The sequence below is a fragment of the Streptococcus mitis genome (assembly GCF_002096855.1).
Lineage (GTDB): Bacteria > Bacillota > Bacilli > Lactobacillales > Streptococcaceae > Streptococcus > Streptococcus mitis_Y.
Genome location: NZ_NCVH01000032.1, coordinates 1 through 23,929, shown reverse-complemented (window position 1 = coordinate 23,929; position 23,929 = coordinate 1). Strand labels below are relative to the sequence as shown.

Genomic DNA, 23,929 nt, shown 5'->3' with positions numbered 1-23,929 from the left:
TTAATCTTCTTCCATTTTCTTAGGTTGATAGGCTAGCATACCTAAACCAATAAATAGAGCTAGTATCACAGCAAGGAAAACGACTTGATGATGAATATTTCCTGTCATAGAGATTGTTTGTCGTAATCCCGAAACTGAATAACTCATTGGTAACCAGGGATTAATAGCTCTAAAGAAATCATTTGTCAAGGCAAGTGGATAAGTACCTGCACTTGATGCCAACTGTAATAAAAGCAAGATAAGAGAGAAGAAAGCTCCTATACGGCTATTCCATGTTGTTAAAGTGGTCACCATAGACATGAATACTAAACTTGTTAGGATAATAAGAATAAATGTTCTCATTTCATGATTAGCAGTTAGACCAATAAGATGGACTCCTCCATATACTAAAATCCCTGCTAAAACAGCTATAATACCATTTATTTCAGCCCGAGATTTCAACCAAGCCCAACGGCTCTCTGGATGACGTCCTGAAGGCAGCTTCGCAAAGATCATATTCGTTGATATTGCTGCAACAAAGAGAGCAACTGATATCATATAAGGAGCCATTGCGATTCCATTTACAGGAACTTGGTCATTGTCTGTTTTGGAAAGACTGAGAGGATTTGACAAAATCTCTGCATTTTTAGATTCCGTTGATGCTGATTTAAGTTGATCTCTAGCATTACTTAATCCTTGTCCCAAAGAAACAACTCCTATCTGTAAACCTTCCAATCCAGAAGTTAACTTTGTTCCACCTTCTGCAAGTTTACCAGATCCATCTGCCAATTTATTAGCTCCATTCTCTAATTGAGAAGCACCTGAAAGTAACTGACTGGATTTGTCTGCTAATTGACCAGATCCTGATTGTAATTTATCAACTCCTGCCATTAATTCTTGACTCTTTTGATTCAATTGGTTAGAGCCAGTTGATAATTTTTCAATACCAGACACTAATTCTGGAGTTTTTTCAACTAATTGACCAACTCCTGCTGTCAAGTTAGAAGATTTTTGTGTCAAGGTAGTTGAGCCTGAAACTAGTTGATCCAGACTACCTGTCAAGGTGGAATTCTTTTCACTTAGTTGACTTGCGCCTTGAGAAATTTTATCAACACCTGCAGTATATGCATTTACACCCGATGTAATCGACTGACTGGCAGGAACTAATTTGCTAGCAACAGCTCCTTGTATCTCTGTTAATCCACTTGACAATCCTGTCAAAGAAGTAGAAGCAAGCGGTAATACTTGATTAGCTTGATTTTTTAAAGTCGAAAGATTAGAAGATTGATTTTGTAAGTTTTCTAAACTTCCTTGTAAACCTTGAACTAAAGCTACAATTGACTGTGCTGATTGAATACTATCAGTCGAATTTTGAGATACAGAAGCACTTATCTCAGCTTGTTGCTCACTTGTCAAAGATTGATAAGCTGCTGTCGATTGAATATTAGCTAATGTAGTCGCTTTATCAGACTGAGCACTTGCTAACATTTGATTAGAAAGAGATACTATACTTGATAAAACAGAATCTAATTGTTTTGTATCTCCAACATCAATATTTTGAATAGCTTGATTTAACTGATTTAGACCAGAAGATAATTGATTAATTTGATCTTTTTGCTCAGACGAAGCATCTAACTTGCTAGAAAGTTGTTGAATTCCTTCACTTAATTGCTCCACCCCCATTCGAAGTGTAGCTGATTGATTAGATAACTGATTAGCACCTGTTGCAAGACTTCCCACTCCATTGGTGTAGGCACTAACACCAGATGAAAATTGATTAAGACCAGCATTGAGCTGAGAAACACCGCCAGTATAGGACTCTACACCAGTATATAGTTGATTGATTCCTCCTACTAATTCAGGACTTTTAGAAGATAATTGACCTAATCCGCTATCTAATTGACTCACTGCACCAGTATATGTAACTAAACCACTATTAAAATTTCCTAAGCCAAGATGAAGTTGTTCAACACCAGAGACATAAGAGGATAATCCTTTAGTAAACTGCTCCGTTCCATTTGAAAATGTTAAACTTGAATCTGCTAAAGAGTGTAGGTTAGTAGTTAATGTTTGACTTCCTGCCACTAACTGATTCGCTCCATCAGTTAGTTTTTCACTACCAGACGCTGCTTGACTCATACCATCCTTTAAATCGACCATCTTGTTAAAGAAAGCTTTAGTATAAGTCTCGGTTACATTGGTAGAAACACTCTGCTTTAATTGTGTCATAGCAGAATCGCTCATCTTGCTGGCAATAAAGCTATGACCACTTGAAGTCTGATAATCGATTTGCATTTGCTCAGGGTGATTCGTTAAAATAGAAGCTGCTTTTTCAGACAAGTCACTTGGCAAAGTGACTACCATATAATAATCACCGTTTTCTAGACCCTTCTTACCTTCTTCTTCATCTACAAAATGAAAATCCAATGATTTATTTTGCTCTAAATTAGACACCATGTCTTTTCCTATAGACATGCTATTACCATTATAAGAGGCATCTTTATCATTATTGACAACTGCCACAGGTAAGTCAGACACTTGACCATATGGATCCCACATTGATGACAAAAATATGATATTGTACAGAGCGGGAATAAGAGAAATCCCTATCATGACAATAATAAAGGTTGGTTTTTTAAAAATTGCTTTCCATTCTTTAAACATAGTTTCTCCTTTTTTAAACATATTGTCTAAAATTTTGATATAATAGATTATACAATAAAAAATTTAAATTACAAGATAAAAAATCCATTTTTAGACATATAGTCTAATTTGTTTACAAGGAGGAAATATGCAAGAAAGTAACAAACGCTTAAAAACAAAGAAAACTATTGAAAATGCTATGGTACAACTACTGATAGAACAACCATTTGATCAAATTTCTACTGTCAAGCTAGCAGAAAAAGCCGGAATTAGTCGTTCCAGCTTCTATACTCACTATAAGGATAAGTATGATATGATTGAGCACTATCAAAGCAAGCTATTCCATACATTTGAATATATTTTTCAAAAACATGCTCATCACAAAAAAGATGCTATTTTAGAAGTATTTGAATATCTAGAGTCAGAACCACTTCTGGCTGCCCTTCTTTCTGAAAATGGGACTAAAGAAATCCAAAATTTCTTACGAAATAAACTTCATATCATGCTTAGCACAGATTTACAAAAACGCTTTATGCAACTGAATCTCAATACCACTGAATTAGAATACAGTAGCATCTATCTAACTCACGCACTTTTTGGTGTTTGCCAAACTTGGATTGCACACGGAAAAAAAGAAAGTCCTCAAGAAATAACAGACTTCCTTATGAAGATGCTTGGTGATACAAATTGATGCAAAAAAGGGAACAACACTATGTTCCCTTTTATCTATACTCCGCCAGTAGGACTCGAACCTACGACATCATGATTAACAGTCATGCGCTACTACCAACTGAGCTATGGCGGATAAAATAGTCCGTACGGGATTCGAACCCGTGTTACCGCCGTGAAAAGGCGGTGTCTTAACCCCTTGACCAACGGACCTTCTATCTGTAGCAGATGTAACCATTATATCAATTTCTTGCTAATTGTCAATTACTTTTGAGATTTTTTCTCTAGAATATCTTTTAATTTTCTAATTTTTAATCTTGAAATAGGACAACGATGGTCTTCATAGAAAACAATTTCTAAGTTTTTTCGATCAATTTCTCTGATATTGCCTATATTTACCAAAAATGACTTATGAGGAGAATAAAATCGCTGAGTATGTTTGTCCTTTTCCTGAATATCTGTCATGGTACCGTAAAACTCTTTGGCAAAATTCTTACCAATAATGCGCAATTTATGAGAAACTCCTGTCGTTTCAATATACAGAATGTCATGGTAAGGAATTTTTAAATCATTTCCCTTGTAATTGTAGTCAAAATAATCTACCACATCTTCATTTTCAAGTAACATACTCTTCGTGTAGAAGATATTTTGCTCAATTCTCTTCTTAAATAACTCATCATTGATATCCTTATCAACAAAATCTAAGGCTGATACCTGGTATTTATAGGTTAGAGTCGCAAACTCTGATCGACTGGTGATAAAGACGATAATAGCGTAAGGATTGTAATGACGAATGAGCTGAGCAACCTCAAATCCTTTTTTCTCAATTCCATGAATATCGATATCTAGGAAATAAAGTTGGTTTACTTCATCATTTTCAATGTATTCTTCAAATTCACGGACTTTTCCTGTTGTCTTGTATGATATTGGAATATTCGATTCTTTCGAAATTTCATCCAATATTCTCTCTAGTCTCACTTGATGTTCAATAACATCCTCTAAAATTAAAACTTTCATTCAAATTCCCTCTTAAATCTAATGATTTGTCTAAATGTACTGCCTTCCATCTCTGTTTCTAAAATAATATTGTTGTACTTATCCAGTAGTTCTTTCACATTATTTAATCCGACTCCACGATTTCTTCCCTTAGTAGAGAATCCTAAAGCAAATAGGTCTCCTGAAGGAGTCATCGTCATTTTACATGAATTCTGAATCACAATCACTGTTTCAGTTTCCATCTTAATAACTGCTACTTCCATTTGTTTTTTATAGCTATCAGCTGATCCTTCTACAGCATTGTTCAATAAAACACTCATGATACGAACCAAATCCAATAGTTCAATTGGGAGCTTGGTAATCTTATCTTTTACTTCCAGTGTAAACTCTACACCATTATTTCGAGCATAGACAATTGACTGAGCAACCAAACTTCGTAAAGCTGAATCTTCTATGTTGTTCAAGTCAAAGTAAGTATACTTATCTGAACGCAGTTTGTGATTTGCTTTGACCAAAACTTCATTGTAAACTCTGTCAATTTCCTGTAAATCACCACTATCAATTGCCATCTGCATGCTGACAAGCATCCCGGCATAGTCATGTCGAAAACCACGGATTTCATTATACAGTCCGACAATTTCATCTGTATAATTCTGTAAATGTTTCTGTTCAAATTTCTTCTGCTTCAAAGCAATCTCTTTCTCCATTTTTTCTTTATGCGAATTCATTGCAAAAAAGGTCAAAAGTAAAGAGATAAAGACAATAGATGATAAAATACTTCCAAAACTATTCAAATGTTTAATCGTACTTACCATATCTGAAATGAAAGATACAACATGTAGAAGTAGTAAAGCAAAAAAGACTTTTTTCAAGAAAGGATAGAGATAATCTTTGTCAAAATAGTTTAGTTCCAAATGGAAATAACGAATGATTGTTACGATAACAACATAAGTCAACGCCACTACAACTAAAAAGAATAGACTATGATATTGTAGGGCAGTATCATCTCCTATTATAGAGGATAAAGTTACGGATAGAAAGGTATGAGTGCTATTATATAAAAGGGATAGTAGTAAACTTAAGAATACTCCTCTATACTTCTCATACTTTTTAATAAATCTAAAATATGAATATAATACCAAAGGAAATAAAAATTTTTCAATTCCTAATCCATCTAAGTATATAAAATAAAAGGAAAGTTCAAATACTGATTCTACTAGGAATGTATAACCACCAAAAAAGCATAGTTCTTTTATATTTATTTTATTTTTACATATTAAATAGTAACTTTTACTAATAATAAAAATATGTAATATCACAACTAATACTGCAAGAAAATCCATTATTCCACTCCTTTATCTTCTTTTAAAGAAATTAAAGAAAATATTATGTGTTTGCCTTATCTCCCCACCTTGAATATTTTGCAAGTCTTTTTCCTTCAATTCTACAAACTTATCTAAATTAACTGTGTTTTTCATAATAAAATCTCCTAAAATGTTTTTTTCTTGTAAACTAACTTACAAAAACTATTATACAAAATGGAATTTCGTTTTAGATAAAATTCTCTCAACTGTCATTTTTTTCTCCCCAAGTGTACTTTTTTAAGAAAAAAGCCGGGAAAATTCCCAGCTTTGCTACTATATTGATCCCAGCAGGATTCGAACCTGCGACCGTTCGCTTAGAAGGCGAATGCTCTATCCAGCTGAGCTATGAGACCTAATACAGCTATTCTACCAAAAATTCAATTGAAAGTCAATTTTCTATTTATGATAGGGCGAGCCCTGCTGTATTGTAAAAGCTCGATAGATTTGTTCAACAAGGACTAGTCTCATTAACTGATGGGGCAAGGTTAAACGACCAAAACTAACAGAGAGATTGGCTCTCTTTTTTACATCCTGTGCTAGTCCCAGACTCCCTCCAATAATAAATGTAAGAGTAGAAAATCCTTTTATAGAAGCTTCTTCTAATTGTTTACTAAATTCTTCTGAGGAGAAAGTTTTCCCTTCGATAGCCAACACAATCACGAAATCACGGTCACCAACTTTTGATAAAATTCTCTGACCTTCTATTTCTAAAATCTTTTGATTTTCTGATTCACTGGCCTTATCTGGTGTTTTTTCATCTGCCAGCTCTATCATTTCAAGCTTAGCAAATCGAGAAATTCGTTTTGAATACTCTGCAATACCATCTTTTAAATACTTTTCTTTCAGTTTCCCAACTGTTACAACTTTAATTTTCATGACTCTATTCTAACATATTCTCTATTTTTTCACATCTTATTCACAAAATAAAAGGTTAATTTTAGCCGAGAAAACCACAGATTTTTTAAAGTTATCCACAATCTGTGTAAAACTTTTGTGTTTAAGTTATAATTAAGCTAGTCAGTTTATACTTTCAGTAATTCAAAAATATGGAGGCAAATATGAAACATTTAAAAACATTTTACAAAAAAGGGTTTCAATTATTAGTCGTTATCGTCATTAGCTTTTTTAGTGGAGCCTTGGGTAGCTTTTCAATAAACCAACTAACTCAAAAAAGTACTGAAAGTACCTCTAACAACAATAGTACTATTACACAGACTGCCTATAAGAATGAAAATTCAACAACACAGGCTGTTAACAAAGTAAAAGATGCCGTTGTTTCTGTTATTACTTATTCAGCAAACAGACAAAATAGCGTATTTGGTAATGATGATACTGACACAGATTCTCAGCAAATCTCTAGTGAAGGATCTGGGGTTATTTATAAAAAGAATGATAAAGAAGCTTACATCGTCACCAACAATCACGTTATAAATGGTGCCAGCAAAGTAGATATTCGTTTGTCAGATGGAACTAAAGTACCTGGAGAAATCGTCGGAGCTGATACTTTCTCTGATATTGCTGTCGTCAAAATCTCTTCAGAAAAAGTGACAACAGTAGCTGAATTTGGTGATTCTAGCAAGTTAACCGTAGGAGAAACTGCTATTGCCATCGGTAGCCCATTAGGTTCTGAATATGCTAATACTGTCACTCAAGGTATCGTATCTAGTCTTAATCGAAATGTATCTTTAAAATCTGAAGATGGACAAGCCATTTCTACAAAAGCCATCCAAACTGATACTGCTATTAACCCAGGTAACTCTGGTGGCCCACTAATCAATATTCAAGGACAGGTTATCGGAATTACCTCAAGTAAAATTGCCACAAATGGAGGAACATCTGTAGAAGGTCTTGGTTTTGCAATCCCTGCAAATGATGCTATCAATATTATTGAACAGTTGGAAAAGAACGGAAAAGTTACTCGTCCAGCTTTGGGAATTCAAATGGTCAATCTCTCAAATATTAATACAAGTGATATTAGAAGACTGAATATTCCAAGCAATGTAACATCTGGTGTAGTTGTTCGTTCTGTGCAAAGTAATATGCCTGCCAATGGTCACCTTGAAAAATACGATGTTATTACAAAAGTAGATGACAAGGAAATTGCTTCATCAACAGACTTACAAAGTGCTCTTTACAATCATTCTATCGGAGATACCATTAAAATAACTTACTATCGTAACGGTAAAGAAGAAACTACATCTATTAAACTTGACAAGAGTTCAGGTGATTTAGAATCTTAATTGACATCTATGTAAAGAAAGCTTTACATAAGATAAAAGATGTGTTAGTGTAGAATCATGGAAAAATTTGAAATGATTTCTATCACAGATATACAGAAAAATCCCTATCAACCTCGAAAAGAATTTGATGGAGAAAAACTACATGAACTAGCACAGTCTATCAAAGAAAATGGGGTCATTCAACCGATTATTGTTCGTCAATCTCCTGTTATTGGTTATGAAATCCTTGCAGGAGAGAGACGCTATCGGGCTTCACTTTTAGCTGGTCTAAGGTATATCCCAGCTGTTGTTAAACAGCTTTCAGATCAAGAGATGATGGTCCAGTCCATCATTGAAAATTTGCAAAGAGAAAATTTAAATCCAATAGAAGAAGCACGCGCCTATGAATCTCTTGTAGAGAAAGGATTTACCCATGCTGAAATTGCAGATAAAATGGGCAAGTCTCGTCCATATATCAGCAACTCCATTCGCTTGCTGTCCCTGCCAGAACCGATTCTCTCTGAAGTAGAAAGTGGTAAACTATCACAAGCCCATGCGCGTTCTCTAGTTGGGTTGAATAAGGAACAACAAGACTATTTCTTTCAACGAATTATAGAGGAAGACATTTCTGTAAGGAAGTTAGAAGCTCTTCTGACAGAGAAAAAACAAAAGAAACTGCAAAAAAATGATTATTTCATACAAAATGAAGAAGAACAGTTAAAAAAAATACTCGGATTAGATGTAGAAATCAAACTGTCTAAAAAAGATAGTGGCAAAATCATTATTGCTTTCTCAAATCAAGAAGAATACAGTAGAATTATCAACAGCCTGAAATAAGGCTGTTCTTTTATTTTTTTATCTCACAAGGTTATCCACTATTTTTTTCAATAAAAAACTTCATAAATCAATAGTTTCTGATTTTATCCCCAACCTGTGGATAAAACTTGATAACATTGTGGATTATTTTTCACAACTTGTGGAAAAATCTTACTATCTATGGTAAAATAAGTCTAGTATTAAACTTTTAAACAAGTAGTAAAGGAGGAGGACGGATTGAAAGAAAAACAATTTTGGAATCGTATCTTAGAATTTGCTCAAGAAAGACTGACTCGATCCATGTATGATTTCTATGCTATTCAAGCTGAACTCATCAAGGTAGAGGAAAATGTTGCCACTATATTTTTACCACGATCTGAAATGGAAATGGTCTGGGAAAAACAACTAAAAGATATCATTGTAGTAGCTGGTTTTGAGATTTATGATGCTGAGATAACTCCCCACTATATTTTCATCAAACCTCAAGATACTACTGTCTCACAAGTTGAAGAAGCTCCAAATTCAACTCTTTATGACTATAGTCCAAAGTTAGCATCTATTCCTTATTCGGATACTGGATTAAAAGAAAAATATACCTTTGATAATTTTATTCAAGGGGATGGGAATGTTTGGGCAGTATCAGCCGCTTTGGCTGTTTCTGAAGATTTAGCCTTGACCTATAATCCTCTTTTTATCTATGGAGGACCTGGCCTTGGTAAGACTCACTTACTCAATGCAATTGGGAATGAGATTTTGAAAAATATTCCTGATGCGCGTGTTAAGTACATTCCTGCTGAAAGCTTTATAAACGACTTTCTTGAACATCTGAGACTGGGTGAAATGGATAAGTTCAAAAAAACCTACCGTAGCCTCGATCTCTTGTTAATTGATGATATTCAATCGCTGAGTGGAAAAAAAGTTGCAACTCAGGAAGAATTTTTCAATACTTTCAATGTTCTCCATAACAATCAAAAACAAATTGTTCTGACTAGTGATCGTAGCCCTAAACACTTAGAGGGCCTTGAAGAAAGACTTGTCACGCGCTTTAGCTGGGGCTTGACGCAAAACATCACACCACCTGACTTTGAGACACGTATTGCCATTTTACAAAGCAAAACAGAGAATTTAGACTACCATTTCCAAAGTGATACCCTAGAATACCTAGCTGGTCAATTTGATTCAAACGTCCGAGAACTTGAAGGAGCAATAAACGACATCACTTTAATTGCCAGAGTGAAGAAGATTAAGGATATCACTATCGATATCGCTGCAGAAGCTATTAGAGCTCGAAAACAAGATGTTAGCCAAATCCTCGTCATTCCAATTGATAAAATCCAAACTGAAGTAGGGAACTTCTATGGTGTTAGTGTCAAAGAAATGAAGGGAAGCAGACGCCTTCAAAATATTGTTTTGGCCCGTCAAGTAGCCATGTATTTATCTAGAGAATTAACAGATAATAGTCTTCCAAAAATTGGGAAGGAATTTGGTGGAAAAGATCACACAACAGTCATACATGCCCATGCCAAAATTAAATCTTTGATTGATGAAGACGATAATTTACGTTTAGAAATTGAATCCATCAAAAAGAAAATTAAATAACTTGTGGATAACTTTTACTTTATTATCTTTTTTATCCACATTTTTTAAACAAGCCAAAAAACTTGATATGACTTGTTTAAAGTCTGTTTTCCACAGATTTCACAGACCCTATTATTACTATTATCCTTCTAATACTAAAAATAAATAAAGGAGAATCCATGATTCATTTTTCAATTAATAAAAATTTATTTCTACAAGCCTTAAATACTACTAAGAGAGCTATTAGCTCTAAAAATGCCATTCCTATTTTATCAACCGTAAAAATTGACGTAACCAATGAAGGTGTTACTTTAATTGGTTCAAATGGTCAAATTTCAATTGAAAATTTTATTTCTCAAAAAAATGAAGATGCTGGTTTGTTAATTACTTCTTTAGGTTCGATCCTTCTTGAAGCTTCTTTCTTCATCAATGTTGTATCTAGTCTACCTGATGTGACTCTTGATTTTAAAGAAATTGAACAAAATCAAATTGTTTTAACCAGCGGTAAATCAGAAATTACCCTAAAAGGAAAAGATAGTGAACAATATCCACGAATCCAAGAAATTTCAGCAAGCACTCCTTTGGTTCTTGAAACAAAATTACTCAAGAAAATTATCAATGAAACAGCTTTTGCTGCAAGTACACAAGAAAGTCGTCCAATTTTAACAGGTGTTCATTTTGTATTGAGCCAACACAAAGAGTTAAAAACAGTTGCAACAGACTCTCATCGTCTAAGCCAGAAAAAATTGACTCTTGAAAAAAATAGTGATGATTTTGATGTCGTGATTCCTAGCCGTTCTCTACGCGAATTTTCAGCAGTATTTACAGACGATATTGAAACTGTAGAGATTTTCTTTGCCAACAATCAAATCCTCTTTAGAAGCGAAAATATTAGCTTCTATACTCGTTTGTTAGAAGGTAACTATCCTGATACAGATCGCTTGATTCCGACAGACTTTAACACTACTATTACTTTTGATGTGGTAAACTTACGTCAGTCAATGGAGCGTGCTCGCCTTTTATCAAGTGCGACTCAAAATGGTACTGTGAAGCTTGAAATTAAAGGTGGTATTGTTAGCGCCCATGTTCATTCTCCAGAAGTTGGTAAAGTAAACGAAGAAATCGATACTGATCAGGTGACTGGTGAAGATTTGACTATTAGTTTCAACCCAACTTACTTGATTGATTCTCTTAAGGCTTTAAATAGCGAAAAGGTGACCATTAGCTTTATCTCAGCTGTTCGTCCATTTACTCTTGTGCCAGCAGACACTGATGAAGACTTCATGCAGCTCATTACACCAGTTCGTACAAATTAAGTGAAAGAGGTTGAGCCTGGCTCGCCTCTTTTATGATATAATCTAAAAAGAGAAGGAGAGTAGTATGTATCAAGTTGGAAATTTTGTTGAAATGAAAAAACCACATGCTTGCACCATCAAGTCAACAGGTAAAAAGGCCAATCGTTGGGAAATTACACGTGTAGGAGCAGATATCAAAATTAAATGTAGCAATTGTGACCATGTTGTCATGATGGGGCGCTATGATTTTGATCGAAAAATGAATAAAATTATTGACTGAAACCCCTCAGTTAGAGGGTTAGCAAGTTTTCCCTTTTTGTGTTATAATATTAGGGATTGAAATGAAAACGGAGAATGAGAAAATATGGCTTTAACAGCAGGTATCGTTGGTTTGCCAAACGTTGGTAAATCAACACTATTTAATGCAATTACAAAAGCAGGAGCAGAGGCTGCAAACTATCCATTTGCGACGATTGATCCAAACGTTGGAATGGTTGAGGTTCCAGATGAACGCCTACAAAAATTGACTGAAATGATCACTCCTAAAAAGACAGTTCCAACAACATTTGAATTTACAGATATCGCAGGAATTGTAAAAGGAGCTTCAAAAGGAGAAGGGCTAGGGAATAAATTCTTGGCTAATATCCGTGAAGTAGACGCGATTGTTCACGTAGTTCGTGCTTTTGATGATGAAAATGTGATGCGCGAGCAAGGACGTGAAGATGCTTTTGTGGATCCACTTGCAGATATTGATACTATTAACCTGGAGTTGATTCTTGCTGACTTAGAATCAGTTAATAAGCGTTATGCGCGTGTAGAAAAGATGGCACGTACGCAAAAAGATAAAGAATCAGTAGCTGAGTTTAATGTTCTTCAAAAGATTAAACCAGTCCTAGAAGATGGAAAATCAGCTCGAACTATTGAATTTACAGATGAAGAACAAAAAGTTGTCAAAGGTCTCTTCCTTTTGACGACTAAACCAGTGCTCTATGTTGCCAATGTGGATGAGGATGTTGTTTCAGAACCTGACTCTATCGACTATGTTAAACAAATTCGTGAATTCGCAGCGACAGAAAATGCTGAAGTAGTCGTTATTTCTGCGCGTGCTGAGGAAGAAATTTCTGAGTTAGACGAAGAAGATAAGCAAGAGTTTCTTGAAGCACTTGGTTTGACAGAGTCAGGCGTTGACAAGTTGACTCGTGCAGCTTACCACTTACTTGGATTGGGAACTTACTTCACAGCTGGTGAAAAAGAAGTTCGCGCTTGGACCTTTAAACGTGGTATGAAGGCTCCTCAAGCAGCTGGTATTATCCACTCAGACTTTGAAAAAGGATTTATTCGTGCAGTAACTATGTCATATGAGGATCTAGTGAAATATGGATCTGAAAAGGCTGTAAAAGAAGCTGGGCGCTTGCGTGAAGAAGGAAAAGAATATATCGTTCAAGATGGCGATATCATGGAATTCCGCTTTAATGTCTAATAATATTTAACAAATAGTGTCAATTAGGTTGGAAAAAAATTCCAACCCTTTTGGCTTTTGAAAGGAAAAATAAATGACCAAATTACTTGTAGGATTAGGAAATCCAGGAGATAAATATTTTGAGACCAAACACAATGTTGGATTTATGTTGATTGACCAACTAGCGAAGAAACAGAATGTCACTTTTACACACGATAAGATATTTCAAGCTGACCTAGCATCCTTTTTCCTAAATGGAGAAAAAATTTATCTTGTCAAACCAACGACATTTATGAATGAAAGTGGAAAAGCGGTTCATGCTTTATTGACTTATTATGGTTTGGATATTGAAGATTTACTCATCATTTACGATGACCTTGACATGGAAGTTGGGAAAATTCGTTTAAGAGCAAAAGGTTCAGCAGGTGGTCATAATGGTATCAAGTCTATTATTCAACATATTGGAACCCAAACCTTTAATCGTGTTAAAATTGGAATCGGAAGACCTAAAAATGGCATGTCAGTTGTTCACCATGTTTTGAGTACTTTTGACAAGGATGATTATATTGGTATTTTACAGTCTATTGACAAAGTTGACGATTCTGTAAACTACTATTTACAAGAGAAAAACTTTGAAAAAACGATGCAGAGGTATAACGGATAAATGGTGACCTTATTAGATTTATTCTCAGAAAATGATCAGATAAAAAAATGGCATCAAAATCTGACAGATAAGAAAAGACAATTAATCTTAGGCTTGTCAACTTCTACAAAAACTTTAGCAATTGCTAGTAGTTTGAGACAGGAAGATAAGATTGTGTTATTGACGTCAACTTATGGAGAAGCCGAAGGACTTGTTAGTGATCTTATATCTATCTTGGGTGAGGAACTTGTCTATCCATTTTTGGTAGATGACTCCCCTATGGTCGAGTTTTTGATGTCTTCACAAGAAAAAATCATTTCACGGGTTGAAGCCTTGCGTTTTTTGACTGATTCATCTAAGAAAGGGATTTTAGTTTGTAATATCGCAGCAAGTCGATTGATTTTACCGTCTCCAAATGTATTCAAAGATAGTATTGTAAAAATAACAGTTGGTGAAGAATATGACCAACACGCACTTATCCATCAGTTAAAAGAGATAGGCTATCGAAAAGTTACACAAGTACAAACTCAAGGCGAATTTAGTCTGCGAGGAGATATTTTAGATATTTTTGAAATATCCCAGTTGGAACCTTACCGAATTGAGTTTTTTGGTGATGAAGTCGATGGTATTAGGTCATTTGAAGTCGAAACACAATTATCGAAAGAAAATCAGACAGAACTCACTATCTTTCCAGCTAGTGATATGCTTTTGAGAGAAAAGGATTATCAACGAGGACAGTCAGCTTTAGAAAAACAAATTTCAAAAACGTTATCACCGATTTTGAAATCCTATCTAGAAGAAATTCTTTCAAGTTTTCACCAAAAACAAATACATTCAGATTCACGGAAGTTTTTATCTTTGTGCTATGAAAAGACATGGACTGTCTTTGACTATATTGAAAAAGATACCCCAGTATTCTTTGATGATTATCAAAAATTAATGAATCAGTATGAAGTCTTTGAAAGAGAACTAGCACAATACTTTACAGAAGAATTACAGAACAGTAGAGCATTTTCTGAGATGCAGTATTTTGCAGATACAGAGCAAATCTATAAAAAACAGAGTCCGGTTACCTTTTTCTCTAATCTGCAAAAAGGGTTAGGCAATCTCAAGTTTGACCAAATTTATCAATTTAATCAATATCCTATGCAGGAGTTTTTTAATCAATTTTCTTTTCTAAAAGAAGAAATTGAGAGATACAAAAAAATGGATTATACTATTATCCTGCAGTCTAGCAATTCAATGGGAAGTAAAACATTGGAGGATGTTTTAGAGGAATACCAGATTAAATTGGATTCTAGAGATAAGTCAAGTATTTGTAAAGAATCTGTAAACTTAATCGAGGGTAATCTCAGACATGGTTTTCATTTTGTAGATGAAAAGGTTTTATTGATAACTGAACATGAGATTTTTCAAAAGAAATTGAAACGTCGTTTTCGAAGACAACATGTTTCAAACGCAGAGAGATTAAAAGATTACAATGAACTTGAAAAAGGGGACTACGTTGTCCATCATATCCATGGGATTGGTCAATATTTAGGAATTGAAACCATTGAAATCAAAGGGATACACCGCGATTATGTCAGTGTGCAGTATCAAAATGGGGATCAAATCTCTATCCCAGTAGAACAGATTCATCTACTGTCTAAATATATTTCAAGTGATGGGAAAGCGCCAAAACTCAATAAATTAAATGATGGTCATTTCAAAAAGGCCAAGCAAAAAGTTAAGAACCAAGTAGAGGATATAGCTGACGATTTAATTAAACTTTATTCTGAACGCAGTCAGTTGAAGGGTTTTGCTTTCTCAGCTGATGATGAGGATCAACATGCTTTTGATGATGCCTTCCCTTATGTTGAAACGGATGATCAACTTCGTAGTGTTGAGGAAATCAAGAGAGATATGCAGTCTTCTCAACCAATGGATCGACTTTTAGTTGGGGATGTTGGTTTTGGAAAGACTGAAGTTGCTATGCGTGCAGCCTTTAAGGCAGTCAATGATCACAAACAGGTTGTCGTTCTAGTTCCGACGACGGTTTTAGCGCAACAGCACTATACGAATTTTAAGGAACGATTCCAAAATTTTGCAGTTAATATTGATGTATTGAGTCGTTTTAGAAGTAAAAAAGAGCAGGCAGAGACACTTGAAAAATTGAAAAATGGTCAAATTGATATTTTGATTGGAACGCATCGTGTTTTGTCAAAAGATGTTGTGTTTGCTGATTTGGGTTTGATGATTATTGATGAGGAACAGCGATTTGGTGTCAAGCATAAGGAAACCTTGAAAGAACTGAAAAAACAAGTAGATGTCCTGACCTTGACAGCAACGCCAATTCCTCGTACCCTTCACATGTCTATGCTGGGAATCAGAGATTTGTCTGTTATTGAAACTCCGCCGACTAATCGTTATCCAGTGCAAACCTATGTTTTAGAAAAGAATGATAGTGTGATTCGTGATGCTGTCTTGCGTGAAATGGAGCGTGGAGGTCAAGTTTACTATCTTTACAATAAAGTTGACACGATTGACCAGAAGGTTTCCGAATTACAGGAGTTGATTCCAGATGCTTCGATTGGTTATGTTCATGGGCAAATGAGTGAGATTCAGTTAGAAAATACTCTACTGGATTTCATTGAAGGTCAGTATGATATTTTAGTGACTACTACCATTATTGAGACAGGGGTGGACATTCCAAATGCTAATACTTTATTTATTGAAAATGCGGACCATATGGGCTTGTCAACCTTGTATCAGTTAAGAGGAAGAGTCGGTCGTAGTAATCGTATTGCTTATGCCTATCTCATGTATCGTCCAGAAAAATCAATCAGTGAAGTCTCCGAGAAGAGATTAGAAGCGATCAAAGGATTTACAGAATTGGGCTCTGGATTTAAGATTGCAATGCGAGATCTTTCGATTCGCGGAGCAGGAAATCTTTTAGGAAAATCCCAGTCTGGTTTCATTGATTCTGTTGGTTTTGAATTGTATTCGCAGTTATTGGAGGAAGCTATTGCTAAACGACATGGTAATGTGAACACAAGAACCAAAGGGAATTCTGAGTTGATTTTACAAATTGATGCCTATCTTCCTGATACCTATATTTCTGATCAACGACATAAGATTGAAATTTACAAGAAAATTCGTCAAATTGACAACCGTGTCAATTATGAGGAGTTACAAGAAGAGCTGATGGACCGTTTTGGAGAATACCCAGATGTGGTTGCTTATCTTTTAGAGATTGGTTTAGTCAAGTCATATTTGGACAAGGTCTTTGTTCAACGTGTAGAAAGAAAAGAGAATAAGATTACAGTTCAATTTGAAAAAGTCACTCAACGACTGTTTTTGGCTCAAGATTATTTTAAAGCTTTATCCGCAACGAATTTAAAAGCAGCCATAGCTGAGAATAAGGGATTAATGGAAGTTGTATTTGATGTTCGAAACAAGAAGGACTATGAAATTTTAGAAGGTCTACTCATTTTTGGAGAAAGTTTATTAGAGATAAAAGTGTCGAAAGAAGGCAATTCCCTTTAACATTTTTCTTCTATAAAGTAGATAAAAATGATACAATAATAATTTGAGGTAATAAAAATGAGATTAGACAAATATTTAAAAGTATCAAGAATTATCAAGCGTCGTACAGTCGCAAAAGAAGTAGCAGATAAAGGCAGAATCAAGGTAAATGGAATCTTGGCAAAAAGTTCAACGGATTTGAAAGTTAATGACCAAGTTGAAATTCGTTTTGGAAATAAGTTGCTACTTGTAAAAGTACTGGAGATGAAAGATAGTACAAAAAAAGAAGATGCAGCAGGCATGTATGAAATTATCAGTGAAACACGGGTAGAAGAAAATGTCTAAAAATATCGTACAATTGAATAATTCTTTTATTCAAAATGAACACCAACGTCGTCGCTATCTGATGAAAGAACGACAAAAACGTAATCGTTTCATGGGTTGGGTTCTGATTTTGATGATTTTATTGTTCATTTTACCAACTTATAATCTTGCTCAAAGCTATCACCAATTACTCCAAAGACGTCAACAGTTATCAGATTTGCAAACTCAGTATCAAACCTTGAGTGAGGAAAAGGAGAAAGAGACAGCTTTTGCTACAAAGTTGAAAGATGAAGATTACGCTGCTAAATACATGCGTGCAAAATATTATTATTCTAAGAATCGGGAAGCTGTTTATACGATTCCTGACTTGCTCCCAAGGTGATAAAATGGAAAATTTATTAGATGTAATAGAGCAATTTTTGAGTCTATCGGATGAAAAGCTGGAAGAGTTGGTTGATAAAAATCAATTATTGCGTTTACAAGAAGAAAAGGAAAGGAAGAATGCGTAAATTCTTAATTATTTTGTTGTTACCGAGTTTTTTGATCATTTCAAAAGTCGTTAGCACAGAAAAAGAAGTAGTCTATACTTCAAAAGAAATTTATTACCTTTCACAATCTGACTTTGGTATTTATTTTAGAGAAAAATTAAGTTCTCCCATGGTTTATGGAGAGGTTCCTGTTTATGCGAATGAAGATTTAGTGGTGGAATCTGGAAAATTGACTCCCCAAACAAGTTTTCAAATAACCGAGTGGCGCTTGAATAAACAAGGGATTCCAGTATTTAAGTTATCAAACCATCAATTTATTGCTGCAGACAAACGATTTTTATATGATCAATCAGAGGTAACTCCAACAATAAAAAAAGTATGGTTAGAATCTGATTTTAAACTGTACAATAGTCCTTATGACTTAAAAGAAGTGAAATCATCCTTATCAGCTTATTCGCAAGTATCAATTGATAAGACCATGTTTGTAGAAGGAAGAGAATTTCTACATATTGATCAGGCTGGATGGGCAGCTAAAGAATCAACTTCTGAAGAAGATAATCGGATGAGTAAAGTCCAAGAAATGTTATCGGAAAAATATCAGAAGGATTCATTTTCTATTTATGTTAAGCAACTGACTACTGGAAAAGAGGCTGGTATCAATCAAGATGAAAAGATGTATGCAGCTAGTGTTTTAAAATTACCTTATCTCTATTATGCGCAAGAAAAAATAAATGAGGGGCTTTATCAGTTAGACACGACTATAAAATACGTATCTGCAGTCAATGATTTTCCAGGTTCTTATAAACCAGAGGGAAGTGGTAGCCTTCCTAAAAAAGAGGATAATAAAGAGTATTCTCTAAAGGATTTAATTACGAAAGTATCAAAAGAATCTGATAATGTAGCTCATAATTTATTGGGATATTACATTTCAAACCAATCTGATGCCACATTTAAATCCCAGATGTCTGCTATTATGGGAGATGATTGGGATTCCAAAGAAAAATTGATTTCTTCTAAGATGGCTGGGAAGGTCATGGAGGCTATTTATAATCAAAATGGATTTGTATTGGATTCTTTGACTAAAACAGATTTTGATAATGAGAGAATTGCCAAAGGTGTTTCTGTTAAAGTAGCTCATAAAATTGGAGATGCGGATGAATTTAAGCATGATACGGGTGTTGTCTATGCAGATTCTCCATTTATTCTTTCTATTTTCACTAAAAATTCTGATTATGATACGATTTCTAAGATAGCCAAGGATGTTTATGAGGTTCTAAAATGAGGGAACAAGATTTTTTAAATCATTTTCTCAAGAAGGGATATTTCAAAAAGCATGCTAAGGTGGTGCTAGCTCTTTCTGGTGGATTAGATTCTATGTTTCTATTTAAGGTGTTATCTACGTATCAAAAAGAATTAGAAATTGAATTGATTCTAGCTCATGTGAATCATAAGCAGAGAGTAGAATCAGATTGGGAAGAACAGGAATTAAGGAAGTTAGCTGCTGAAGCAGAGCTTCCTATTTATATCAGTAATTTTTTAGGTGAATTTTCAGAAGCGCGTGCTCGACATTTTCGTTATGATTTTTTTCAAGAGGTCATGAAAAAGACAGGTGCGACAGCTTTAGTCACTGCCCACCATGCTGATGATCAGGTGGAAACGATTTTAATGCGCTTGATTCGAGGAACTCGTTTGCGCTATCTATCAGGAATTAAGGAGAAGCAAGTAGTCGGAGAGATAGAAATCATTCGTCCCTTCTTGCATTTTCAGAAAAAAGACTTTCCACCAATTTTTCACTTTGAAGATACATCAAATCAGGAAAATCATTATTTTCGCAATCGTATTCGAAACTCTTATTTACCAGAATTAGAAAAAGAAAATCCTAGATTTAGAGATGCAATCTTAAGCATCGGCAATGAAATTTTAGATTATGACTTAGCTATAGCTGAATTATCAAAGAATATTGATGTAGAAAATTTAGATCAGCTATTGTCTTACTCTGAGTCGACACAAAGAGTTTTACTTCAAACTTATCTGAATCGTTTTCCAGATTTGAATCTTACAAAAGCTCAGTTTGAAGAAGTTAGAAAAATTTTAAAAACTAAAAGCCAGTATCGTCATCCGCTTAAAAATGGTTATGAATTAGTAAAAGAGTATCAACAGTTTCGGATTTGTAAAATCAGTCCTCAGTCTGATGAAAAGGAAGATGAACTTGTGTTACACTATCAAAATCAGGTATCCTACCAGGGTTATTTATTTTCCTTTGGACTTCCTTTAGAAGGTGAATTAATTCAGCAGGTACCTGTTTCACGGGAAACATCCATACACATTCGTCATCGAAAAACAGGAGATTTTTTGATTCAAAATGGTCATAGAAAAAAACTCAGACGTCTATTTATTGATTTGAAAATCCCTATGGAAAAGCGAAAATCAGCTCTGATTATTGAGCAATTTGGTGAAATTGTCTCAATTTTGGGAATTGCGACCAGTAATTTGAGTAAAAACACGAAAAATGATATAATGAACACTGTACTTTATATAGAAAAAATAGATAGGTAAAAAAATGTTAGAAAACGATATTAAAAAAATCCTCGTTTCACACGATGAAATTACAGAAGCTGCTAAAAAATTAGGTGCTCAACTCACTAAAGACTATGCAGGAAAAAATCCAATTTTAGTTGGGATTTTAAAAGGATCTATTCCTTTTATGGCTGAATTGGTCAAACATATCGACACACATATTGAAATGGACTTCATGATGGTTTCTAGCTATCATGGTGGAACAGCAAGTAGCGGTGTCATCAATATCAAGCAAGATGTGACTCAAGATATCAAAGGAAGACATGTTTTATTTGTAGAAGATATCATTGATACAGGTCAAACTTTGAAGAATTTGCGAGATATGTTTATTGCAAGAGAGGCTGCTTCTGTTAAAATTGCAACCTTGTTGGATAAACCAGAAGGACGTGTTGTAGAAATTGAGGCAGACTATACCTGCTTTACTATCCCAAATGAGTTTGTAGTAGGTTATGGTTTAGACTACAAAGAAAATTATCGTAACCTTCCTTATGTTGGAGTATTGAAAGAAGAAGTGTATTCAAATTAGAAAGAACAATTTTTAATGAAAAAACAAAATAATGGTTTAATTAAAAATCCTTTTCTATGGTTATTACTTATTTTTTTCCTAGTTACAGCTTACCAGTATTTTAGTACAGGTAGTGTTGCAGGGAAAAGTGAGCAAATTAATTATACAGAATTGGTAAAAGAAATTACCGATGACAATGTAAAAGAATTGACTTACCAACCAAATGGCAGTGTTATCGAAGTTTCGGGTGTCTATAAAAATCCTAAAACAAGTAAAGAAGAAACAGGTATCCAGTTCTTTTCTCCTTCTGCTACAACAGTAGAGAAATTTTCAAGTATTATTCTTCCTTCAGATACTACAGTATCAGAATTGCAAAAGCTTGCTTCTGACCATAAAGCGGAAGTAACTATTAAGCATGAAAGTTCAAGTGGTATGTGGATTAATATTCTTGTATCCATTGTGCCATTCGGTATTCTTTTCTTCTTCCTATTCTCAATGATGGGAAATATGGGAGGAAATAATAGCCGTAACCCGATGAGTTTTGGACGTAGTAAGGCTAAAGCTGCAAATAAAGAAGATATTAAAGTAAGATTTTCAGATGTTGCTGGAGCTGAGGAAGAAAAACAAGAACTAGTTGAAGTTGTTGAATTTTTAAAAGATCCAAAACGATTTACAAAACTTGGAGCCCGTATTCCAGCAGGTGTTCTTTTGGAGGGACCTCCGGGAACAGGTAAAACTTTGCTTGCTAAAGCAGTCGCCGGAGAAGCAGGTGTTCCATTCTTTAGTATTTCAGGTTCTGACTTTGTAGAAATGTTTGTCGGAGTTGGAGCTAGTCGTGTTCGTTCTCTTTTTGAAGATGCCAAAAAAGCAGCACCAGCTATTATCTTTATCGATGAAATTGATGCTGTTGGACGTCAACGTGGAGTTGGTCTTGGCGGAGGAAATGACGAACGTGAACAAACCTTGAACCAACTCTTGATTGAGATGGATGGTTTTGAGGGAAATGAAGGGATTATCGTCATCGCTGCGACAAACCGTTCAGATGTACTTGATCCTGCCCTTTTGCGTCCAGGACGTTTTGATAGAAAAGTATTGGTTGGCCGTCCTGATGTTAAAGGTCGCGAAGCAATCTTGAAAGTTCATGCTAAGAACAAGCCTTTAGCAGAAGATGTTGATTTGAAATTAGTGGCCCAACAAACTCCAGGTTTTGTTGGTGCTGATTTAGAGAATGTCTTAAATGAAGCGGCTTTAGTTGCTGCTCGTCGCAATAAATCGATAATTGATGCCTCAGATATTGATGAAGCAGAAGATAGAGTTATTGCTGGACCTTCTAAGAAAGATAAGACAGTTTCACAAAGAGAACGTGAATTGGTTGCCTACCATGAGGCAGGACATACCATTGTTGGTCTAGTCTTGTCGAATGCCCGCGTTGTCCATAAGGTTACAATTGTACCACGTGGCCGTGCAGGTGGTTACATGATTGCACTTCCTAAGGAAGACCAAATGCTTCTATCTAAAGAAGATATGAAAGAGCAATTGGCTGGTTTAATGGGTGGACGTGTAGCTGAAGAAATTATCTTTAATGTCCAAACTACAGGAGCTTCAAACGACTTTGAACAGGCGACACAAATGGCGCGTGCAATGGTTACAGAGTACGGTATGAGTGAAAAACTAGGTCCAGTTCAATATGAGGGCAATCATGCTATGTTTGGTGCACAGAGCCCTCAAAAATCAATCTCAGAACAAACAGCTTATGAAATTGACGAAGAAGTTCGTTCATTATTAAATGAAGCACGAAATAAAGCTGCTGAAATTATTCAGTCAAATCGTGAAACTCACAAGTTGATTGCAGAAGCATTATTGAAATACGAAACATTGGATAGTACACAAATTAAAGCTCTTTATGAAACAGGAAAGATGCCTGAAACCGTAGAAGAGGAATCTCATGCATTATCTTATGATGAAGTAAAGTCAAAAATGAATGATGAAAAATAACCCTGAGAGAGGCATGTCCTCTCTTTTTTTGTGCAGTTTAGACGGTGTAGGGAACAGAATGGAGAAAAGAACCGAATTAGTTTCATTATTTGTTAGACTGTATCTAGAAAGGGGAACGTTATGTTTAAAGAATTGTATAAAGAAGTTCGAGGCATTGTATATAAGAGTAGAAATGAATATTACCTTCATTTATGGGAGCTATCAGATTGGGACCAAGAGGGAATGATTTGCTTACATGAATTGATTAGTAGAGAAGAAGAGTTGGTAGAAGATATCCCACGCTTACGAAAATACTTCAAAACTAAATTCCGTAATCGAATTTTAGACCATATCCGTAAACAAGAAAGCCAGAAGCGTAGATATGATAAAGAACCTTATGAAGAAGTAGGTGAAATTAGTCATCGTATCAGTGAGGGAGGTCTGTGGCTAGATGAGTATTATCTCTTTCATGAGACACTAAGAGATTATAGAAGCAAACAAAGTAAAGACAAACAAGAAGAGTTAGAGCGCGTCTTAAGACATGAACGCTTCCGAGGACGTCAAAGAGTATTAAGAGACTTACGTATTGTGTTTAAGGAGTTTGATATCCGTACTCGGTAAGAAGCTATGCAAAAAAAAAGAAAAAAACAGAAAAAGGTGTTGACAAGTCTGAAAAAGTCTGTATAATAGTAAGAGTTGAAAACAACTCTGGTCCGTTGGTCAAGGGGTTAAGACACCGCCTTTTCACGGCGGTAACACGGGTTCGAATCCCGTACGGACTATGGTATGTTGCGGATGGCACACTTGATGAAAAAAGATTAAAAAAGTTTCAAAAAAGTGTTGACAAGCGAAAGCGGCTGTGATATACTAATATAGTTGTCACTTGAGAGAAGCAA

The 23,929-nt window shown here is 35.0% G+C and carries 22 protein-coding genes and 4 tRNA genes; 18 read left to right on the top strand and 8 right to left on the bottom strand.

What is annotated here, in order from left to right; translation table 11 throughout:
- The gene (locus B7698_RS06980; protein WP_084865105.1) at positions 1-2,643 is read right to left on the bottom strand and encodes a YhgE/Pip domain-containing protein; all 2,643 of its coding nucleotides are present in this window, start codon (positions 2,641-2,643) and stop codon (positions 1-3) included.
- A 127-nt stretch (positions 2,644-2,770) separates the two neighbouring features.
- Here B7698_RS06980 and B7698_RS06975 point away from each other — a divergent pair, with 127 nt between their 5' ends.
- On the top strand, positions 2,771-3,313 hold the full coding sequence (locus B7698_RS06975) for a TetR/AcrR family transcriptional regulator (RefSeq protein WP_084865104.1): 543 nt from the start codon (positions 2,771-2,773) through the stop codon (positions 3,311-3,313).
- A 40-nt stretch (positions 3,314-3,353) separates the two neighbouring features.
- Here the strand turns inward: B7698_RS06975 and B7698_RS06970 are convergent.
- The 7 genes from B7698_RS06970 to rlmH all read right to left on the bottom strand — a co-directional run bounded on the left by B7698_RS06970 (position 3,354) and on the right by rlmH (position 6,527).
- Positions 3,354-3,427: transfer RNA gene (locus tag B7698_RS06970), tRNA-Asn, on the bottom strand.
- A 5-nt stretch (positions 3,428-3,432) separates the two neighbouring features.
- Positions 3,433-3,504, bottom strand: a tRNA-Glu gene (locus B7698_RS06965).
- Between the two features lie 51 nt (positions 3,505-3,555).
- Entirely contained in the window at positions 3,556-4,308 is a 753-nt protein-coding gene (comE, locus tag B7698_RS06960; protein ID WP_000866062.1) for a competence system response regulator transcription factor ComE, read from the bottom strand.
- Positions 4,305-5,630 (bottom strand): competence system sensor histidine kinase ComD, encoded by a 1,326-nt coding sequence (gene comD / locus B7698_RS06955; RefSeq protein ID WP_020902616.1) that lies wholly within the window; start codon positions 5,628-5,630, stop codon positions 4,305-4,307. Before comD ends, comE begins: the two co-directional genes overlap by 4 nt.
- A 12-nt stretch (positions 5,631-5,642) precedes the next feature.
- Entirely contained in the window at positions 5,643-5,765 is a 123-nt protein-coding gene (gene comC / locus B7698_RS06950; protein ID WP_004238992.1) for a competence-stimulating peptide ComC, read from the bottom strand.
- A 165-nt stretch (positions 5,766-5,930) separates the two neighbouring features.
- A tRNA-Arg gene (locus B7698_RS06945) sits at positions 5,931-6,004 on the bottom strand.
- Between the two features lie 43 nt (positions 6,005-6,047).
- A complete protein-coding gene (gene rlmH, locus B7698_RS06940; protein WP_000695934.1) occupies positions 6,048-6,527 on the bottom strand; it encodes a 23S rRNA (pseudouridine(1915)-N(3))-methyltransferase RlmH in 480 nt (159 codons plus the stop codon).
- 182 nt (positions 6,528-6,709) lie between these two features.
- Here rlmH and htrA point away from each other — a divergent pair, with 182 nt between their 5' ends.
- The 17 genes from htrA (at position 6,710) to B7698_RS06860 (ending at position 23,815) form a co-directional block, all read left to right on the top strand.
- Positions 6,710-7,891: a serine protease HtrA gene (gene htrA / locus B7698_RS06935; protein WP_000681587.1), complete on the top strand. Its 1,182-nt coding sequence runs from the start codon at positions 6,710-6,712 to the stop codon at positions 7,889-7,891.
- A gap of 57 nt (positions 7,892-7,948) precedes the next feature.
- Complete coding sequence (locus tag B7698_RS06930) at positions 7,949-8,707, top strand: ParB/RepB/Spo0J family partition protein (RefSeq protein WP_023948336.1); 759 nt, start codon at positions 7,949-7,951, stop codon at positions 8,705-8,707.
- 216 nt (positions 8,708-8,923) lie between these two features.
- A complete protein-coding gene (gene dnaA, locus B7698_RS06925; protein ID WP_004255267.1) occupies positions 8,924-10,285 on the top strand; it encodes a chromosomal replication initiator protein DnaA in 1,362 nt (453 codons plus the stop codon).
- 158 nt (positions 10,286-10,443) lie between these two features.
- Complete coding sequence (dnaN, locus tag B7698_RS06920; RefSeq protein WP_000581174.1) at positions 10,444-11,580, top strand: DNA polymerase III subunit beta; 1,137 nt, start codon at positions 10,444-10,446, stop codon at positions 11,578-11,580.
- A gap of 64 nt (positions 11,581-11,644) precedes the next feature.
- Entirely contained in the window at positions 11,645-11,839 is a 195-nt protein-coding gene (locus B7698_RS06915) for a DUF951 domain-containing protein (RefSeq protein ID WP_000285186.1), read from the top strand.
- A gap of 84 nt (positions 11,840-11,923) precedes the next feature.
- The gene (ychF, locus tag B7698_RS06910) at positions 11,924-13,039 is read left to right on the top strand and encodes a redox-regulated ATPase YchF (RefSeq protein ID WP_001218713.1); all 1,116 of its coding nucleotides are present in this window, start codon (positions 11,924-11,926) and stop codon (positions 13,037-13,039) included.
- Positions 13,040-13,112: 73 nt separating this feature from the next.
- A complete protein-coding gene (gene pth, locus B7698_RS06905) occupies positions 13,113-13,682 on the top strand; it encodes an aminoacyl-tRNA hydrolase (protein WP_000163936.1) in 570 nt (189 codons plus the stop codon).
- A complete protein-coding gene (mfd, locus tag B7698_RS06900; RefSeq protein WP_084865103.1) occupies positions 13,683-17,186 on the top strand; it encodes a transcription-repair coupling factor in 3,504 nt (1,167 codons plus the stop codon).
- A gap of 57 nt (positions 17,187-17,243) precedes the next feature.
- On the top strand, positions 17,244-17,510 hold the full coding sequence (locus B7698_RS06895) for an RNA-binding S4 domain-containing protein (RefSeq protein WP_001234978.1): 267 nt from the start codon (positions 17,244-17,246) through the stop codon (positions 17,508-17,510).
- Positions 17,503-17,871, top strand: coding sequence for a septum formation initiator family protein (locus B7698_RS06890; protein WP_000041905.1), 369 nt, complete (start codon positions 17,503-17,505; stop codon positions 17,869-17,871). Before B7698_RS06895 ends, B7698_RS06890 begins: the two co-directional genes overlap by 8 nt.
- Before the next feature lie 4 nt (positions 17,872-17,875).
- Positions 17,876-17,998: an SP_0009 family protein gene (locus B7698_RS10425; RefSeq protein WP_049501883.1), complete on the top strand. Its 123-nt coding sequence runs from the start codon at positions 17,876-17,878 to the stop codon at positions 17,996-17,998.
- Positions 17,991-19,259: a serine hydrolase gene (locus B7698_RS06885; protein ID WP_049501884.1), complete on the top strand. Its 1,269-nt coding sequence runs from the start codon at positions 17,991-17,993 to the stop codon at positions 19,257-19,259. The genes B7698_RS10425 and B7698_RS06885 overlap by 8 nt, the downstream gene beginning before the upstream one ends.
- Positions 19,256-20,533, top strand: a complete 1,278-nt coding sequence (tilS, locus tag B7698_RS06880; protein ID WP_084865102.1) for a tRNA lysidine(34) synthetase TilS — start codon at positions 19,256-19,258, stop codon at positions 20,531-20,533. The genes B7698_RS06885 and tilS overlap by 4 nt, the downstream gene beginning before the upstream one ends.
- A gap of 4 nt (positions 20,534-20,537) precedes the next feature.
- A complete protein-coding gene (gene hpt / locus B7698_RS06875) occupies positions 20,538-21,080 on the top strand; it encodes a hypoxanthine phosphoribosyltransferase (RefSeq protein ID WP_000892175.1) in 543 nt (180 codons plus the stop codon).
- A gap of 15 nt (positions 21,081-21,095) precedes the next feature.
- Positions 21,096-23,054 carry an ATP-dependent zinc metalloprotease FtsH gene (gene ftsH / locus B7698_RS06870; RefSeq protein WP_084865101.1) on the top strand — a complete coding sequence of 653 codons (1,959 nt, stop codon included), beginning with the start codon at positions 21,096-21,098 and terminating at the stop codon, positions 23,052-23,054.
- Between the two features lie 120 nt (positions 23,055-23,174).
- Positions 23,175-23,654 carry a transcriptional regulator gene (locus B7698_RS06865; RefSeq protein WP_084865100.1) on the top strand — a complete coding sequence of 160 codons (480 nt, stop codon included), beginning with the start codon at positions 23,175-23,177 and terminating at the stop codon, positions 23,652-23,654.
- An 89-nt stretch (positions 23,655-23,743) separates the two neighbouring features.
- Positions 23,744-23,815 (top strand) — tRNA-Glu (locus B7698_RS06860).
- Positions 23,816-23,929: the final 114 nt, after the last annotated feature.